29 protein-coding genes and 1 other annotated feature are annotated in these 15,506 nt (G+C 51.3%); all 29 genes read left to right on the top strand.

The features are described 5' to 3' along the window. The first annotated feature begins 124 nt into the window (after positions 1–124). The gene (gene tuf, locus H7A02_10915) at positions 125–1,348 is read left to right on the top strand and encodes an elongation factor Tu (GenBank protein MCP5172769.1); all 1,224 of its coding nucleotides are present in this window, start codon (positions 125–127) and stop codon (positions 1,346–1,348) included. Between the two features lie 276 nt (positions 1,349–1,624). Continuing rightward, positions 1,625–1,936, top strand: coding sequence for a 30S ribosomal protein S10 (gene rpsJ / locus H7A02_10910; GenBank protein ID MCP5172768.1), 312 nt, complete (start codon positions 1,625–1,627; stop codon positions 1,934–1,936). 34 nt (positions 1,937–1,970) lie between these two features. Beyond that, positions 1,971–2,026, top strand: a sequence feature (possible 23S ribosomal RNA but 16S or 23S rRNA prediction is too short). A gap of 8 nt (positions 2,027–2,034) precedes the next feature. Next, on the top strand, positions 2,035–2,667 hold the full coding sequence (gene rplC / locus H7A02_10905) for a 50S ribosomal protein L3 (protein MCP5172767.1): 633 nt from the start codon (positions 2,035–2,037) through the stop codon (positions 2,665–2,667). An 11-nt stretch (positions 2,668–2,678) separates the two neighbouring features. Further along, on the top strand, positions 2,679–3,293 hold the full coding sequence (rplD, locus tag H7A02_10900) for a 50S ribosomal protein L4 (protein MCP5172766.1): 615 nt from the start codon (positions 2,679–2,681) through the stop codon (positions 3,291–3,293). After that, positions 3,290–3,589 carry a 50S ribosomal protein L23 gene (gene rplW, locus H7A02_10895; protein ID MCP5172765.1) on the top strand — a complete coding sequence of 100 codons (300 nt, stop codon included), beginning with the start codon at positions 3,290–3,292 and terminating at the stop codon, positions 3,587–3,589. The genes rplD and rplW overlap by 4 nt, the downstream gene beginning before the upstream one ends. Before the next feature lie 11 nt (positions 3,590–3,600). Next, positions 3,601–4,425, top strand: a complete 825-nt coding sequence (rplB, locus tag H7A02_10890; GenBank protein ID MCP5172764.1) for a 50S ribosomal protein L2 — start codon at positions 3,601–3,603, stop codon at positions 4,423–4,425. Positions 4,426–4,453: 28 nt separating this feature from the next. Next, positions 4,454–4,729, top strand: a complete 276-nt coding sequence (gene rpsS, locus H7A02_10885; protein ID MCP5172763.1) for a 30S ribosomal protein S19 — start codon at positions 4,454–4,456, stop codon at positions 4,727–4,729. 22 nt (positions 4,730–4,751) lie between these two features. After that, positions 4,752–5,084 (top strand): 50S ribosomal protein L22, encoded by a 333-nt coding sequence (gene rplV, locus H7A02_10880; GenBank protein MCP5172762.1) that lies wholly within the window; start codon positions 4,752–4,754, stop codon positions 5,082–5,084. 18 nt (positions 5,085–5,102) lie between these two features. After that, the gene (gene rpsC, locus H7A02_10875) at positions 5,103–5,765 is read left to right on the top strand and encodes a 30S ribosomal protein S3 (GenBank protein MCP5172761.1); all 663 of its coding nucleotides are present in this window, start codon (positions 5,103–5,105) and stop codon (positions 5,763–5,765) included. A 26-nt stretch (positions 5,766–5,791) separates the two neighbouring features. Then, positions 5,792–6,205 (top strand): 50S ribosomal protein L16, encoded by a 414-nt coding sequence (rplP, locus tag H7A02_10870; GenBank protein MCP5172760.1) that lies wholly within the window; start codon positions 5,792–5,794, stop codon positions 6,203–6,205. Continuing rightward, positions 6,205–6,396: a 50S ribosomal protein L29 gene (rpmC, locus tag H7A02_10865; protein MCP5172759.1), complete on the top strand. Its 192-nt coding sequence runs from the start codon at positions 6,205–6,207 to the stop codon at positions 6,394–6,396. The genes rplP and rpmC overlap by 1 nt, the downstream gene beginning before the upstream one ends. A gap of 2 nt (positions 6,397–6,398) precedes the next feature. Beyond that, positions 6,399–6,665 (top strand): 30S ribosomal protein S17, encoded by a 267-nt coding sequence (rpsQ, locus tag H7A02_10860; GenBank protein MCP5172758.1) that lies wholly within the window; start codon positions 6,399–6,401, stop codon positions 6,663–6,665. 35 nt (positions 6,666–6,700) lie between these two features. Next, positions 6,701–7,069, top strand: coding sequence for a 50S ribosomal protein L14 (gene rplN / locus H7A02_10855; protein ID MCP5172757.1), 369 nt, complete (start codon positions 6,701–6,703; stop codon positions 7,067–7,069). A 32-nt stretch (positions 7,070–7,101) separates the two neighbouring features. After that, on the top strand, positions 7,102–7,419 hold the full coding sequence (rplX, locus tag H7A02_10850; protein MCP5172756.1) for a 50S ribosomal protein L24: 318 nt from the start codon (positions 7,102–7,104) through the stop codon (positions 7,417–7,419). Between the two features lie 17 nt (positions 7,420–7,436). After that, positions 7,437–7,976, top strand: coding sequence for a 50S ribosomal protein L5 (gene rplE, locus H7A02_10845; protein MCP5172755.1), 540 nt, complete (start codon positions 7,437–7,439; stop codon positions 7,974–7,976). A gap of 10 nt (positions 7,977–7,986) precedes the next feature. After that, entirely contained in the window at positions 7,987–8,292 is a 306-nt protein-coding gene (gene rpsN / locus H7A02_10840) for a 30S ribosomal protein S14 (GenBank protein MCP5172754.1), read from the top strand. Positions 8,293–8,311: 19 nt separating this feature from the next. After that, positions 8,312–8,704 (top strand): 30S ribosomal protein S8, encoded by a 393-nt coding sequence (gene rpsH / locus H7A02_10835; GenBank protein ID MCP5172753.1) that lies wholly within the window; start codon positions 8,312–8,314, stop codon positions 8,702–8,704. 12 nt (positions 8,705–8,716) lie between these two features. Further along, the gene (gene rplF, locus H7A02_10830; protein MCP5172752.1) at positions 8,717–9,250 is read left to right on the top strand and encodes a 50S ribosomal protein L6; all 534 of its coding nucleotides are present in this window, start codon (positions 8,717–8,719) and stop codon (positions 9,248–9,250) included. Between the two features lie 9 nt (positions 9,251–9,259). Beyond that, complete coding sequence (rplR, locus tag H7A02_10825) at positions 9,260–9,610, top strand: 50S ribosomal protein L18 (GenBank protein MCP5172751.1); 351 nt, start codon at positions 9,260–9,262, stop codon at positions 9,608–9,610. Positions 9,611–9,621: 11 nt separating this feature from the next. Continuing rightward, positions 9,622–10,128, top strand: coding sequence for a 30S ribosomal protein S5 (rpsE, locus tag H7A02_10820; GenBank protein ID MCP5172750.1), 507 nt, complete (start codon positions 9,622–9,624; stop codon positions 10,126–10,128). A gap of 83 nt (positions 10,129–10,211) precedes the next feature. After that, positions 10,212–10,400, top strand: a complete 189-nt coding sequence (rpmD, locus tag H7A02_10815; protein MCP5172749.1) for a 50S ribosomal protein L30 — start codon at positions 10,212–10,214, stop codon at positions 10,398–10,400. Between the two features lie 2 nt (positions 10,401–10,402). Next, the gene (rplO, locus tag H7A02_10810) at positions 10,403–10,837 is read left to right on the top strand and encodes a 50S ribosomal protein L15 (GenBank protein ID MCP5172748.1); all 435 of its coding nucleotides are present in this window, start codon (positions 10,403–10,405) and stop codon (positions 10,835–10,837) included. A gap of 2 nt (positions 10,838–10,839) precedes the next feature. Beyond that, entirely contained in the window at positions 10,840–12,156 is a 1,317-nt protein-coding gene (gene secY / locus H7A02_10805; protein MCP5172747.1) for a preprotein translocase subunit SecY, read from the top strand. 19 nt (positions 12,157–12,175) lie between these two features. Then, on the top strand, positions 12,176–12,292 hold the full coding sequence (rpmJ, locus tag H7A02_10800) for a 50S ribosomal protein L36 (protein ID MCP5172746.1): 117 nt from the start codon (positions 12,176–12,178) through the stop codon (positions 12,290–12,292). A 206-nt stretch (positions 12,293–12,498) separates the two neighbouring features. Beyond that, a complete protein-coding gene (rpsM, locus tag H7A02_10795; GenBank protein MCP5172745.1) occupies positions 12,499–12,855 on the top strand; it encodes a 30S ribosomal protein S13 in 357 nt (118 codons plus the stop codon). 12 nt (positions 12,856–12,867) lie between these two features. Further along, entirely contained in the window at positions 12,868–13,251 is a 384-nt protein-coding gene (rpsK, locus tag H7A02_10790) for a 30S ribosomal protein S11 (protein ID MCP5172744.1), read from the top strand. Positions 13,252–13,266: 15 nt separating this feature from the next. Then, entirely contained in the window at positions 13,267–13,887 is a 621-nt protein-coding gene (gene rpsD, locus H7A02_10785; protein ID MCP5172743.1) for a 30S ribosomal protein S4, read from the top strand. 43 nt (positions 13,888–13,930) lie between these two features. Further along, positions 13,931–14,926 carry a DNA-directed RNA polymerase subunit alpha gene (gene rpoA / locus H7A02_10780; protein MCP5172742.1) on the top strand — a complete coding sequence of 332 codons (996 nt, stop codon included), beginning with the start codon at positions 13,931–13,933 and terminating at the stop codon, positions 14,924–14,926. Between the two features lie 59 nt (positions 14,927–14,985). Continuing rightward, positions 14,986–15,387, top strand: a complete 402-nt coding sequence (gene rplQ / locus H7A02_10775; GenBank protein MCP5172741.1) for a 50S ribosomal protein L17 — start codon at positions 14,986–14,988, stop codon at positions 15,385–15,387. Positions 15,388–15,506 lie beyond the last annotated feature (119 nt).

The following is a 15,506-nucleotide window of genomic DNA, read 5'->3' as shown; positions in this document are numbered from 1 at the left end:
GAAATGCAGTATAAGATTGCGCCCTCACAAATGCAGTCGCTGGCGCGTATGGATTTCTATCCTCTGCGAGTCGGCTCTTTGATCGTTTTTTTAGAATCACTTAGATATTAAGAGGTCCAGTACAGTGGCAAAGGAAAAGTTTGAGCGGAATAAGCCCCACGTCAACGTGGGCACCATTGGTCACGTTGACCACGGTAAAACTACTCTGACAGCGGCATTGACTCGCGTGTGTGCAGAGGTTTGGGGTGGCACAGCGGTTGCTTTTGACGGTATTGATAATGCGCCGGAAGAGCGTGAGCGCGGTATTACAATCGCAACGTCTCACGTTGAGTACGACTCTCCCAGCCGTCACTACGCTCACGTTGATTGCCCAGGGCACGCCGACTATGTGAAGAACATGATTACCGGTGCGGCGCAAATGGACGGTGCTATTCTGGTGTGTGGTGCAACTGATGGTCCGATGCCACAAACCCGCGAGCACATTCTGTTGTCTCGTCAGGTGGGTGTGCCTTATATCGTGGTATTCCTGAACAAGGCTGACCTGCTGGCTGATGACTGTGGTGGCGCCGGTTCGGAAGAGTACGAAGAAATGCTGGAGCTGGTGGAAATGGAGCTGCGTGAGCTGCTGGACCAGTACGAGTTCCCGGGTGACGATACGCCGATTATTCCAGGCTCTGCGCTGATGGCGCTGGAAGGCCGGGATGATAACGAGCTGGGCACCACTGCTGTGAGGAAGCTGGTTGAGACGCTGGATGAATACATTCCTGAGCCAGAGCGTGCGATTGATCAGCCGTTCCTGATGCCGATTGAAGACGTCTTCTCTATCTCTGGGCGCGGTACGGTTGTGACTGGTCGTGTTGAGCGTGGTATTGTAAAAGTGGGTGACGAGATAGAGATCATCGGTATCCATAACACCACTAAAACTACCTGTACGGGTGTTGAGATGTTCCGCAAGCTGCTGGACGAAGGTCGTGCAGGCGAGAATGTGGGTGTTTTGCTGCGTGGTACCAAGCGTGACGAAGTAGAACGTGGTCAAGTGCTGGCAATCCCTGGCTCTATTACCCCGCACACCAAGTTTGAAGCGGAAGTGTATGTGTTGTCGAAAGATGAAGGTGGTCGTCATACCCCTTTCTTTAAAGGCTATCGTCCACAGTTTTACTTCCGTACCACGGATGTAACGGGCGCTTGTGAATTGCCGGAAGGTGTTGAGATGGTTATGCCGGGCGACAACATTCAAATGACGGTTGAACTTATCGCACCGATTGCGATGGAAGAAGGTCTGCGTTTTGCGATCCGTGAAGGTGGTCGTACCGTGGGCGCTGGCGTAGTTGCCAAGATTCTGGACTAAGTTCAGGGTTTACAGTTGAGGGAAAGGTCGCCGTGCGGCGACCTTTCTTTTTGCTTGAAGGTTTTAGGCGAAGAGGTTGTTTTGGCGCTGGTTTTGCCGTGATTGCCTTCTCGTTGTATCTGTTTGTGCGGGTTTGAGTCTGTGGTGAAAAAAACAGTGTTTTTGGCTGTTTATCTATTGACACTCGCAGGGGGCGGCCTTAGAATTCCGCCTCCTTTTTTCGGGGTCCCAGACACAAGGGATCCTTTGGCTCTTTAGAAGTTGGAGTTTGATTCCATGCAGGATCAACGTATTCGGATTCGCCTCAAGGCATTTGATCACAAGCTGATAGATGTCTCGACGCAGGAGATTGTAGAGACGGCCAAGCGTACTGGTGCCCAGATTCGTGGCCCGATTCCGCTGCCAACTCGCAAAGAACGTTTTACTGTACTGATTTCCCCGCACGTAAACAAAGATGCGCGGGATCAGTACGAAATCCGCACCCATAAACGGTTGCTGGATATTGTGGAGCCGACGGAGAAAACTGTTGATGCTCTGATGAAGCTGGATCTTGCTGCCGGTGTTGAGGTTCAGATTAGCCTTGGCTAGGTAGCAAAGCTCGAGTCTGGCCAACGCCAGGCGCGTGTAACGCTCTGAAATGGGCGGCCGTAGCGGGTAAGAGCCCCGTACACTAAGAGGTTTACAAAATGACTATAGGTATTGTCGGCCGCAAATGTGGCATGACGCGCGTGTTTACTGAAGATGGTTCTTCTATCCCGGTCACAGTGATCGAGGTTGAGCCTAATCGTGTTACTCAAATCAAGACGCAGGATGCTGACGGTTACTCTGCTGTGCAGGTAACAACCGGTTCTCGTCGTGCTTCTCGTGTAAGCAAAGCTGAGGCCGGACAGTTCGCCAAGGCCGGTGTTGAGGCGGGGCGCGGTTTTTGGGAGTTTCGTGCTGAAGTTGAAGCTGATCTGGAAGTCGGTTCTGCTATCACCGTTGAGCGCTTTCAGGCGGGTCAGAAAGTTGACGTGACGGGTTCCTCAAAGGGTAAGGGTTTCCAGGGTGGCGTCAAGCGCTGGAACTTTGCCATGCAGGATGCTACTCACGGTAACTCGCTTTCGCATCGCGCGCCGGGATCGATCGGTCAGTGTCAGACACCTGGTCGTGTATTTAAAGGCAAGAAGATGGCCGGCCATATGGGTGCCGAGCGTACAACCACGCAGAATCTCGAGGTTGTGCGTGTGGACGCTGAGCGCAACCTCCTTTTAATTAAGGGTGCTGTGCCAGGTGCCCCGGGTGGCGATGTTGTTGTTCGTCCCGCTGTGAAAGTCTGAGGGGATCGTTCATGGAATTAAATATTGCAACTCCGCAAGGTAATAAAGGAACCGTTGAAGTTTCCGACGTCGCCTTTGATAGAGAGTTTAATCAGGATCTTGTTCATCAGGCTGTAACTGCCTTTTTGGCCGGAGCTCGTCAGGGTACTCGCGCTCAGAAGAGTCGTGCTGCCGTGTCTGGTGGTGGCAAGAAGCCTTGGCGCCAGAAGGGAACCGGTCGTGCCCGTGCGGGTACTTCAAGCAGTCCGATCTGGCGTAGTGGTGGTGTAACGTTTGCTGCACAGCCTCAGGATTATTCTCAAAAGCTCAATCGCAAGATGTATCGAGCTGCATTGCGCGCCATCTTTTCAGAGCTGGCCCGTCAGGAGCGCCTGGTTGTGGTTGAGGAGTTTGAGATGGATGCGCCAAAGACCAAAGGTCTTGTGCAAAAGCTTGATGAATACGGTTTGAAAGATGTGTTGATTGTGACCGAGGATGTGAGTGAGAACCTCTACCTTTCGTCTCGTAATCTTCACAAAGTTGATGTTCGCGATGTTGTTGGTGTTGATCCTGTCAGCCTGATTCGTTTTGAAAAGGTGCTGGTGACTGTTCCTGCACTGAAGAAAGTTGAGGAGATGCTGGCGTGAATAAAGAGCGTATCTTTAAAGTGTTGCTGGGTCCGCATATCACCGAAAAGGCTGCGACAGCTGCAGATGGTGGTGCCAGCCAGATAGTGTTCAAGGTGACTCCTGATGCCAGCAAGCTCGAGGTTAAGAAAGCGGTAGAGAGCCTGTTTAAGGTTGACGTAACCGATGTTCGGGTTGTGAACGTTAAGGGTAAAACCAAGCGTACCCGTTATGGTATGGGTAAGCGCAACGATTGGAAAAAGGCTTATGTTCGTCTGGCGCAAGGTCAGGATATTGACTTTGTGGCTGCGGAATAAGGGGTTGAGTGATGCCAGTAGTTAAGAGAAAACCAACATCTCCCGGACGTCGCTTTGTCATAAGCGTTGTGAATCCGGATCTTCACAAAGGTGCGCCCTATGCGCCTCTGTTGGAGAAGAAGAGCCGCAGTGGTGGGCGTAATAACAGTGGACGAATTACCACTCGTCACATTGGTGGTGGCCACAAGCAGCATTACCGCGTGATTGATTTCAAGCGTAACAAGGATGGTATTCCGGCAAAGGTAGAGCGTCTTGAGTATGACCCTAACCGCACCGCGTATATCGCTCTGCTTTGTTATGCCGATGGTGAGCGCCGCTATGTGATTGCGGCCAAGGGTGTGGCTGCCGGTGCTGACTTGCAGTCTGGTGCAGATGCAGCAATCAAGGCTGGTAACTGTCTGCCCTTGGCAAATATTCCTGTGGGTACAGTGATTCACTGTGTCGAATTGAAGCCGGGCAAGGGTGCTCAGTTGGCTAGAAGTGCAGGCGCCTCCGTTCAGCTGGTAGCTCGTGAAGGGCAGTATGCAACCTTGCGCTTGCGCAGTGGTGAAATGCGCAAGGTGCCGGTCACTTGCCGGGCAACAATTGGTGAGGTTTCCAACAGTGAGCACAATTTGCGCTCCCTGGGTAAGGCGGGTGCTTCCCGCTGGCGTGGTGTTCGCCCGACTGTTCGCGGTGTGGCCATGAACCCTGTAGATCACCCGCATGGTGGTGGTGAAGGTCGTACTTCTGGTGGTCGTCACCCTGTCAGTCCTTGGGGTACGCCAACCAAAGGATATAAAACTCGTAAGAATAAGCGCACCGACAACATGATTGTTCGTCGTCGCGGCAAGTAATTAGAGCAGCAGAGAAGAGGAAATTATAGTGCCACGTTCTCTCAAGAAAGGACCATTTATCGATCTTCATCTGATGAAGAAGGTTGAAGAGGCCCAGGAAAAAAATGACAGACGTCCAATCAAGACATGGTCGCGTCGCTCAATGATCAGCCCGGATATGGTGGGACTGACAATTGCTGTTCATAACGGCAAGCAGCATGTGCCGGTGTTGGTTAACGAAGAAATGGTCGGGCATAAGCTGGGTGAGTTTGCAGCAACCCGTAACTACCGCGGTCACGTCGCGGACAAGAAAGCCAAGCGCTAAGCAAGGCTTAGAGGTATTGACGGTGGAAGTAGCAGCTAAATTAACCGGTGCCAGGTTGTCAGCCCAAAAGGCTCGTCTGGTGGCGGATCAGGTTCGCGGCAAGCCGGTTGAAGAAGCCCTGGATATTCTGGCCTTCAGTCAGAAAAAAGGTGCCGGTATTGTCAAAAAAGTGCTCGAGTCTGCAATTGCAAACGCAGAGCATAACGAAGGTGCAGATGTTGATGAGCTGCGCGTATCAACCATTTTTGTTGATGAAGGCACGACCATGAAAAGGATCAAGCCTCGCGCCAAGGGCCGTGCTGATCGTATTTTCAAGCGCAGCTGCCACATCACTGTAAAAGTGGCCGACGAGTAAGTTTTAGGAGACCGTTAAATGGGTCAGAAAGTACATCCAACAGGCATCCGTCTGGGTATTGTTAAGAAACATACGTCAGTTTGGTATGCCGGTCAGAAGGACTACGCGGATAAGTTGAATTGCGACCTTAGGGTTCGTGATTTTATCACCAAGGAGTTGTCGCATGCTTCTGTTAGCCGCTTAGAAATTGAACGCCCCGCTCAAAGTGCGCGGATTACCATTCACACAGCCCGACCAGGCATTGTGATAGGTAAGAAAGGTGAGGATGTCGAAAAACTGCGTTCTGCCGTTGCTGAGCAAATGGGTGTGCCTGTGCACATCAATATTGAAGAGATTCGCAAGCCGGATCTTGATGCGGCACTGGTAGCGCAAAATGTTGCTCAACAACTTGAGCGTCGTGTGATGTTCCGTCGCGCCATGAAGCGCGCAGTGCAAAACGCCATGCGTCAGGGTGCAAAGGGCATCAAAATACAGGTGAGTGGTCGTCTTGGCGGTGCCGAGATTGCCCGCACCGAATGGTATCGCGAAGGCCGTGTGCCGCTGCACACACTTCGTGCCGATATAGATTACGCAACGGCAGAAGGTTCAACTACCTACGGCATCATTGGTGTCAAGGTGTGGATCTTTAAAGGCGAAGTGATTGGCGGGTTTGATGCTGATCAGTCGTCAGCCAAGAAGTAAGATTGCGAGTTTAAGGGTCAAGCGAGATGCTGCAACCGAAACGTACAAAATTCCGTAAGCAAATGAAGGGCCGCAACCGCGGGCTGGCACAGCGCGGCAGTAAGGTGAGCTTTGGCGAATATGGCCTTAAAGCTACTGGCCGCGGCCGCATTACAGCGCGTCAGATTGAGGCGGCTCGTCGTGCCATGACGCGTCACGTCAAGCGTGGCGGCAAAATCTGGATTCGTATTTTTCCCGATAAGCCAATTACCAGCAAACCTCTGGAAGTTCGTCAGGGTAAGGGTAAGGGTAATGTTGAATACTGGGTTGCCCAGATTCAGCCGGGTCGTGTCCTGTATGAAATGGAAGGTGTCTCTGAGCAGATGGCTCGTGAAGCGTTCGAACTGGCCGCTCGCAAACTGCCTATTCAGACCACTTTTGTTAAAAGGTCGGTGATGTGATGAAAGCTAGTGAATTACGCGAAAAATCAGTCGATGAGCTGAATCAGGAGCTGAACAGTCAGCTGGAGAAGCAGTTTAAATTGCGCATCCAGCGCGCCACAGGTCAGCTGAGTCAGACGCATCAGGTGAGAGAGACACGTCGCAACATCGCACGTATTAAAACTGCGCTGAACGAGAAAGCGGGTAACTAATGATGGCTGAAGCAGAAAAAACATCACGTACGCTGTCTGGCAAAGTAGTCAGCGACAAAATGGACAAGACGGTCACTGTGTTGATTGAGCGTCGGGTAAAGCACCCGATGTACGGCAAGGTGGTGACCAGGTCTTCCAAGATCAAGGCCCACGATGAGAACAACGAATGCCGTATGGGCGACGTTGTGACTATCGCGGAAACCCGCCCGCTGTCCAGAAGCAAGTCCTGGGCACTGGTAAATATTGACGAGCGCGCCGTTGAGGTTTGATCCTCACGTAGCAGTATCGGGTTCGGAGAGAGACGATGATTCAGACAGAAAGTTATCTGGAAGTTGCAGACAACAGCGGTGCACGTCGCGTGATGTGTATCAAGGTGTTGGGTGGCTCCCACCGTCGCTACGCCAGCGTAGGTGACATTATTAAAGTTACTGTCAAGGAAGCGATTCCTCGTGGCAAGGTCAAGAAAGGCCAGGTGATGAACGCAGTTGTGGTTCGCACCAGAAAAGGTATTCGTCGTCAGGACGGTAGCCTGATCAAGTTCGATGACAATGCTGCGGTATTGCTGAACCAACAGAATGCGCCAATCGGAACGCGTATTTTTGGGCCGGTGACTCGTGAGCTGCGTAACGAACGTTTTATGAAAATTGTTTCCCTGGCTCCAGAAGTTCTTTAACTGGACGAGCAGAGGCCGGGAGAGGAAAGGTTATGCGTAAGATTAAACGTGACGACGAAATTGTAGTAATTGCAGGTCGTGACAAAGGCAAGCGAGGCAAGGTTCTGCGTGTGCAGGACGATGGTCGCCTGCTGGTGTCCGGCGTCAATATGGTGAAAAAGCACCAGAAGCCCAACCCGAACATGGGTGTGCCTGGTGGCATCATTGAGAAGGAAGCCCCTATTCAGGCTTCTAATGTGGCTATCTTCAACGCCTCGGCGAATAAAGCTGATCGCGTTGGATTTAAAGTGTTGGAAGGCGGCAAGAAAGTTCGCGTCTTCAAATCCAGCGGCGAAGCCGTTGACGCCTAATTTGACAGGAAACTGACATGGCAAGGCTGAACGAAGTTTACAAAACAGAAATAGCGCCCAAGCTGAAAGATGAGCTGGGGCTGGCAAACGTAATGGAAGTACCGCGCATTACCAAAATCACCCTCAATATGGGTGTTGGTGAAGCGCTGACGGACAAGAAGGTGCTGGAAAGTGCGGTTGCGGATATGACACTGATTTCGGGTCAGAAACCGGTGATCACTCGCGCACGCAAATCCATTGCAGGATTCAAGGTGCGTGAAGGTTGGCCGATCGGCTGCAAGGTAACACTGCGCAGTGACCGCATGTATGAATTTCTTGAGCGATTGATCTCGGTTGCTATTCCGCGTATTCGTGATTTTCGCGGTATTAGTCCGAAGTCTTTCGACGGGCAAGGCAACTTTGCAATGGGTGTGACTGAGCAGATCATCTTTCCGGAAATAGATTACGACAAGGTTGATTCGATTCGCGGGCTGGATATCACGATTACCACCTCGGCACGGACCAACGACGAAGGGCGCGCGCTGCTGCGTGCATTCAACTTCCCGCTGAAGGGTTGAGGACAGATTCATGGCAAAAACATCAATGATTGAGCGCGAGAAAAAGCGTGCGAAAACAGTCGCCAGATTCGCTGCAAAAAGAGCTGAGTTGAAAGCGATTATTAACAATCAGAATGCCTCGGAAGAAGAGCGCTGGGAAGCACAGGTGAAGTTTCAGAAACTGCCTCGCAATGCCAGCCCTTCAAGACAGCAGCGTCGCTGTCAGGTAACCGGTCGTCCCCACGGCGTATATCGCAAGTTTGGCCTGTGCCGAAACAAGCTTCGCGAAGCGGCTATGCGCGGTGACGTGCCTGGCCTTGTTAAGGCAAGCTGGTAAAAGCTGAGGAACTGATTCGATGAGCATGCAAGATTCAATGGCAGACATGTTGACCCGTATTCGCAATGGTCAAATGGCTTCCAAAAAAGCAGTAGTGATGCCTTCTTCAACGCTGAAAGTGGCCGTTGCTGAAGTGCTGCAGCAAGAAGGGTATATCAGTGGTTACAGTGTTGCCGAAGGCGCCAAGCCGGAGTTGACTGTAGAGCTGAAGTATTTTGAAGGTAAGCCCGTAATTGAGGAGATTGATCGTTTCAGTCGCCCTGGGTTGCGTCGTTATGCGGGAGCCAATGAACTGCCAACAGTGCGTGGTGGTTTGGGGATCGCCGTTGTTTCTACTAGTAAGGGTGTCATGACTGACCGTGCAGCGCGAGCTGCCAATGTTGGTGGTGAAGTGCTCTGCACAGTATTTTAACGAGATAGTTCAATGTCTAGAGTTGCAAATAATCCGGTGACTATACCGGCCGGCGTCGAAGTCAAATTCGATGGCGAAAATATTTCCATCAAGGGAGGCAATAGCGAGCTGAATATGCCCGTTCATGCGACCGTGGAAATCAAACAGGAAGACAACGTTCTGACTTTCGCTGCCAAAGACAGCAGCAAGAATGCCAGAGCCATGTCCGGAACCACCCGAGCCTTGGTTAACAACATGGTTGTCGGTGTTTCTGAGGGTTTTGAAAAAAAGCTGCAATTGATTGGTGTTGGTTACCGTGCACAGGCTCAGGGCAACAAGCTGAACCTGACACTTGGTTTCTCGCACCCGGTTGTCTATGAACTGCCTGAGGGTGTAAGCGCTGAAACGCCAAGTCAGACAGATATCGTACTGAAATCTGCCGACAAGCAATTGCTCGGCCAGGCAGCTGCAGAAATTCGAGCTTATCGCCCACCAGAGCCCTATAAAGGCAAAGGTGTTCGTTATGCCGACGAGTATGTGCGTCGTAAAGAAGCGAAGAAGAAGTAGGTCTAGGTTATGGCTGATAAAAAACAATCACGTCTGCGTCGCGCGCGTCGCGCCCGCAGCAAGATACGTGAGCTGGGTGCTAATCGTTTGTGCATTAATCGTACACCGCAGCACATTTATGCTCAGGTTATTTCGCCGGAAGGTGATCGTGTGCTGGCAAGTGCTTCCACGCTGGACAAATCGTTGCGCAGTGGTAGCACTGGCAATGTCGATGCGGCTAGAAGTGTTGGTGCATTGATTGCCGAGCGTGCAAAAGAGGCAGGTGTTACTCAGGTAGCATTTGATCGCAGTGGTTTCAAATACCACGGTCGTGTGAAAGCGCTGGCTGACGCTGCGCGCGAAGGCGGACTGGAATTCTAAAGGTTAGCAATATGGCGAACGATAGAGATAGAGCAGCGGACGAAGGCCTCCAGGAAAAGCTGGTACAGGTTAACCGTGTTGCAAAAACAGTTAAGGGTGGCCGTATTTTTGGCTTCACCGCATTAACAGTGGTTGGTGATGGCAACGGGAAAGTGGGTTTTGGTCGCGGTAAAGCCCGCGAAGTGCCTCAGGCAATCCAAAAAGCTATGGAAGCGGCACGCCGCAACATGATTAGCGTTGATCTGAATGGCACAACTATCCAGTACTCAACAAAAGCTAATCACGGCGCATCCAAGGTTTACATGCAGCCAGCTTCTGAAGGTACCGGTGTTATCGCTGGTGGTGCAATGCGTGCGGTACTCGAAATTGCCGGTGTGAAAAACGTTCTGGCCAAGTGTTACGGTTCTACCAATCCGGTGAATGTGGTTCGCGCCACATTCAATGCTCTGAAAAGCATGAAGTCGCCGGAAGATGTGGCTGCCAAACGTGGCAAATCGGTTGAAGATATTCTGAGCTGAGTTCGGCCCCGGTTGACGGCAGCAAAATTTATCGCGCCGCAGGTTCGTGGCGGTAGGTAAGAGATTAGATTAGAGAAGCTATCATGGCGAAGGCAAACAAAATCAAGGTTACTCAGCTGAGCAGTACGATTGGCCGCCTTAAGGCACACAAGGCCTGTATTTCCGGTTTGGGTCTGCGTCGTATCGGCCACACTGTGGAAGTGGAAGACACTCCTGCTGTACGCGGCATGATTAACAAAGTCAGCTACATGGTTCAGGTTGAGGGAGAATGAGCATGCGTTTAAATACTCTGAGCCCTGCACCGGGCAGTAATAAAGCAGCAAAGCGTGTTGGTCGTGGTATTGGCAGCGGGCTGGGTAAAACCTGTGGCCGAGGCCACAAGGGACAGAAAGCGCGCTCTGGTGGTACAGTTCGCCCGGGTTTCGAGGGTGGTCAAATGCCACTGCAGAAACGTCTGCCAAAATACGGTTTTACTTCCCGTATGGCGATGACCACTGCAGAAATACGGCTGTCCGAATTGAACGCTATTGAAGGTGATGTTGCTGATCTGGCGGCGCTGCGTGCGGCAGGTCTTGTAAACAGCAGTATCACCCGTGCCAAAGTGTTCCTTTCAGGCGAGCTGGGCAAGGCTGTCACTGTTAAAGGGTTGCGCGTAACCAAAGGTGCGAAAGCTGCCATTGAAGCAGCCGGTGGCAAGGTAGAAGACTGATAATGGCAAAAAGTTTACCAATGGGTAACCAGAAAGGTTTAGGCGAGCTGTGGGCTCGCCTTCGCTTTTTATTTGTTGCGATTGTGATTTATCGCATCGGTACCCATATTCCTGTGCCTGGGATTGATCCGGACCGCTTGGCCGACCTGTTCAATCAAAGTCAGGGCACCATTATTGGCATGTTTAATATGTTCTCCGGTGGTGCGCTGGAGCGCATGAGTATTCTGGCTCTGGGGATCATGCCTTATATCTCGGCCTCGATCATTATGCAGTTGCTGACAGCGGTGACGCCTTCGTTGGAGCAGTTGAAAAAAGAAGGTGATGCCGGGCGCCGCAAGATTAATCAGTACACGCGCTATGGCACAGTCGTGTTGGCGACAGTTCAGGCAATTGGTATGTCCGTTGGGCTCGCCGGGCAGGGATTGGCATATCAGCCCGACATGAGCTTTTATTTTATTGCAGTGGTTTCGCTGGTGACCGGCGCTGTTTTCTTGATGTGGCTGGGTGAACAGATCACTGAGCGTGGCATTGGCAACGGTATTTCGATGCTGATTTTCGCTGGTATTGTTGCCGGCATTCCCGCTGCCATCGGACAGGCTTTCGAGTCGTCCCGTCAGGGTGATCTGCATATTCTGGCGTTGTTATTTGTCGGCATTATTGCCGTTGCAGTGATTTATTTTGTAGTGTTTGTTGAGCGTGGCCAGCGCCGTATTACGGTGAACTATGCACAGCGTCAGCCGGGCCGTGGTCCTGCGCAATCCAGCCATTTACCGTTGAAGGTTAATATGGCGGGCGTGATTCCGGCGATTTTTGCCAGCAGTCTGCTGTTGTTCCCGTCGTCCCTGGCGACCTGGTTCGGACAGGGCGCAAATACGCCGGAGTGGTTACAGGATGTTTCGCTGTTTATCGGCCCGGGACAGCCTTTGCATATTTTGTTATTTGCCGGTCTGATTATCTTCTTCTGCTTTTTCTATACAGCGTTGATGAATAATCCAAAAGAAATGGCGGATAACCTGAAGCGCGGTGGCGCGTTTCTGCCGGGAATTCGTCCCGGTGAGCAGACAGCGAAGTACATTGATGGGGTAATGACTCGCCTGACTTTGGTCGGTGGTCTTTATATGACGGCGGTTTGTTTGTTGCCGCAGTTTTTGAATATCTATTTCAATGTGCCCTTTTATCTGGGAGGCACGTCACTGTTGATTGCAGTGGTGGTCACCATGGATTTTATGGCCCAGGTTCAATCGCATTTAATGTCTCATCAGTATGAATCGATGATGAAAAAGGCAAATTTAAAAGGTTATGGCGGCCGTGGCCGCTAACAGGAATTGAGGTTTCGTTATGAAAGTACGTGCTTCCGTTAAGAAGGTCTGCCGGAACTGTAAAATTGTAAAGCGCAAGGGAGTCATCCGTGTGATTTGCAATGCAGAGCCCCGTCACAAGCAGCGTCAAGGTTAAGCAGGGTGTTGCAGGCACCATGACCGATGTCGAAGCAGATGTTCTGGCAGGACGACAAAGGTTTAAATGGTGTCAGTTAAACCCTGAATATTGATTTTTATTGCGTTCGACGCTATCCTGTCGCGCCTTTTTTGGGTGCCACCCTTCGGTTAACCAGAGGGGCGGGGTAAGAACAACGCATCTGAACACAGAGTGGAGTAAAGCAAATGGCCCGTATTGCCGGTGTCAACATTCCAGATAACAAACATGCGGTGGTTTCTCTCACCTATGTTTATGGAGTTGGTCGCACAACTGCCAGGCAGATTTGTGCAAAAGTAGGTATCGCTGAAGATACAAAAGTTGGCGATCTCTCGGATGATCAGATGGACGCCGTCCGCGGTGCTGTCGGTGAATACACTGTAGAAGGTGATCTTCGCCGTGAAGTGAATATGAATATTAAGCGGTTGATGGATCTGGGTTGCTACCGCGGCCTGCGTCACCGCCGTGGTTTGCCGCTGCGTGGTCAGCGCACCAAGACAAATGCGCGTACCCGCAAGGGACCCCGCAAGCCAATCAAACGATAGGAATTAAGAGTTATGGCCAAGCCTGGACCCCGTAAAAAGGTTAAGAAAACCGTTGTTGACGGTGTGGCGCACATCCATGCGTCTTTCAATAATACTATCGTGACGCTCACTGACCGTCAGGGTAACACTCTGTCGTGGGCGACTTCCGGAGGTTCCGGCTTCCGCGGTTCGCGCAAAAGTACGCCGTTTGCTGCTCAGGTAGCTGCAGAACGCGCTGGTGAAGCTGCCAAAGAATACGGTTTGCAAAATCTGGACGTTGAAGTGAAGGGACCGGGGCCTGGTCGTGAATCTGCCGTACGCGCACTGAACAACTGCGGCTATAAAATCACCAATATTACAGACGTGACGCCTATTCCGCATAATGGCTGTCGTCCGCCTAAAAAGCGTCGCGTATAAGAGGATTGTAACGTAATGGCTAGATATCTCGGACCAACTTGTAAACTGTCCCGTCGTGAAGGTACCGACCTCTTTTTGAAAAGTGGTGTTCGCCCGCTGGAATCCAAATGTCGTGCCGAGAGTGCGCCAGGCCAGCATGGACAGCGCCGTGGTCGCCTGTCTGACTACGGTGTTCAGTTGCGCGAAAAGCAAAAAGTTCGCCGCATTTACGGTGTGCTCGAAAAGCAGTTCCGCAACTATTACAAGCAGGCTGCACGTCTGAAAGGCGCAACGGGTGAAAACCTGCTGCAATTACTGGAAAGTCGTCTGGATAACGTGGTTTACCGTATGGGCTTTGGTTCAACCCGTGCTGAAGCGCGTCAGTTGGTTTCACACAATGCGATTCTGGTGAATGGCAAGAAAGTGAATATTCCTTCTTTTCAGGTTGCCGAAGGCGATGTGATCAGCATTCGTGAAAGATCCAAAAATCAGCTGCGTATTCAGTCTGCTGTACAGATCGCAGTTCAGCGTGGTGATGTTGAGTGGATTAACGTTGACAGCAACAAGCTCGAAGGTACATTTGTTCGCGCACCAGACCGTTCCGATCTACCTGCCGAAATTAACGAAAACCTCATTGTGGAACTTTACTCCAAGTAAGAGTTATTGATTACCTTTGGAATTTGCCAAGACAGGTACTGATATGCAAACGACAGCAAGAGAACTTCTGACTCCGCGTACAATTGACGTTACCGAGTTCAGCCCCAACCACTCTCGTGTGGTACTGGAACCTCTGGAGCGTGGTTTTGGCCACACTCTGGGCAACGCACTGCGTCGTATCCTGCTTTCATCCATGAGCGGTTGCGCCATTGTTGAAGTTGAAATAGATGGAGTACAGCACGAGTACAGCAGCATAGAGGGTGTTCAGGAAGACGTTATCGAAATCCTGCTGAACCTGAAGGACGTTGCGATCGTTCTTCACGAAAAAGATGAAGTAACGCTGACTCTGAGCAAGAAGGGTAGCGGTGTTGTGACTGCTGCTGATATTCAGGTAGATAACAGTGCTGAAATCAAGAATCCCGAGCACGTTATTGCCAACCTGAGTGACAAAGGTGAGCTGAATATGCAGTTGCGTGTTATGCGTGGTCGCGGTTATCAGCCAGCCGATGCGCGCCTCAGTGACGAAGATGAGACGCGCAGTATTGGTCTGTTGCGTCTCGATGCTACTTTCAGCCCGGTTCACCGCGTTTCCTACCACGTAGAAAGTGCCCGTGTTGAACAGCGTACCGATCTGGACAAGCTGATTCTGGATCTGGAAACCGATGGCACGATTGATCCGGAAGAAGCGATTCGTCGCTCTGCCACTATTTTGCAACAGCAACTGGCTGTATTTGTCGATCTTGAAGGCGAAAGCTCTTCAGAGCCTGAGTCTCAGGAAGATGAAATTGATCCGATTCTGCTGCGCCCGGTTGATGATCTCGAGCTGACGGTTCGCTCCGCCAACTGTCTGAAAGCCGAGAGCATTTACTATATCGGTGATCTGATTCAGCGCACCGAAGTTGAGCTGCTGAAGACCCCTAACCTGGGTAAGAAGTCGCTGACAGAAATCAAAGATGTTCTGGCATCTCGTGGCCTGTCTTTGGGTCTGCGTCTGGAAAACTGGCCTCCCGCCAGCCTGCGCACCGAAGAGACCGCCTGAAGCCGGAATTGAACAATTGAGTAGATTGCTGCGAAGCAACCGTTTGAAGGAATTGAAATATGCGTCACCGTAAAGCTGGCCGCAAATTAAATCGTAACAGCTCACACCGTAAAGCCATGTTCCGTAACATGACCTCTTCTCTGGTAGAGCACGAATTAATTAAAACCACACTGCCAAAAGCCAAAGAACTGCGCCGTATAGCCGAGCCATTAATTACCCTGGCGAAGCAGGACAGCGTTGCCAACCGCCGTCTGGCCTTTGATCGCACTCGCAATAAAGCGACTGTCGGCAAACTGTTTGGCGAACTGGGTCCGCGTTACGAAGATCGCCCAGGCGGGTATATCCGCATCCTGAAATGCGGCTTCCGTTCCGGTGACGCTGCGCCAATGGCGTATGTTGAGCTGGTTGATCGCCCCGAAGTAGATCTGGACGAAGCTGTAGATGTAGAGGCGGCTGAATAAGGTATTGTTTAGCAACTCTCTGAGAGCCGGGCTTATTAGCCCGGCTTTTTTGTGGTTGGTTTTTCGTCATGCCTGTCAATGCATGAAGGTTTGGTTTTACAAGGAAACAGGTTGTTATT

This window comes from Pseudomonadales bacterium (assembly GCA_024234435.1).
Taxonomy (GTDB): domain Bacteria; phylum Pseudomonadota; class Gammaproteobacteria; order Pseudomonadales; family Porticoccaceae; genus JACKOF01.
The sequence above is the reverse complement of the archived record's forward strand: the minus strand, read 5'-3'. Positions and strand labels throughout refer to the sequence as shown.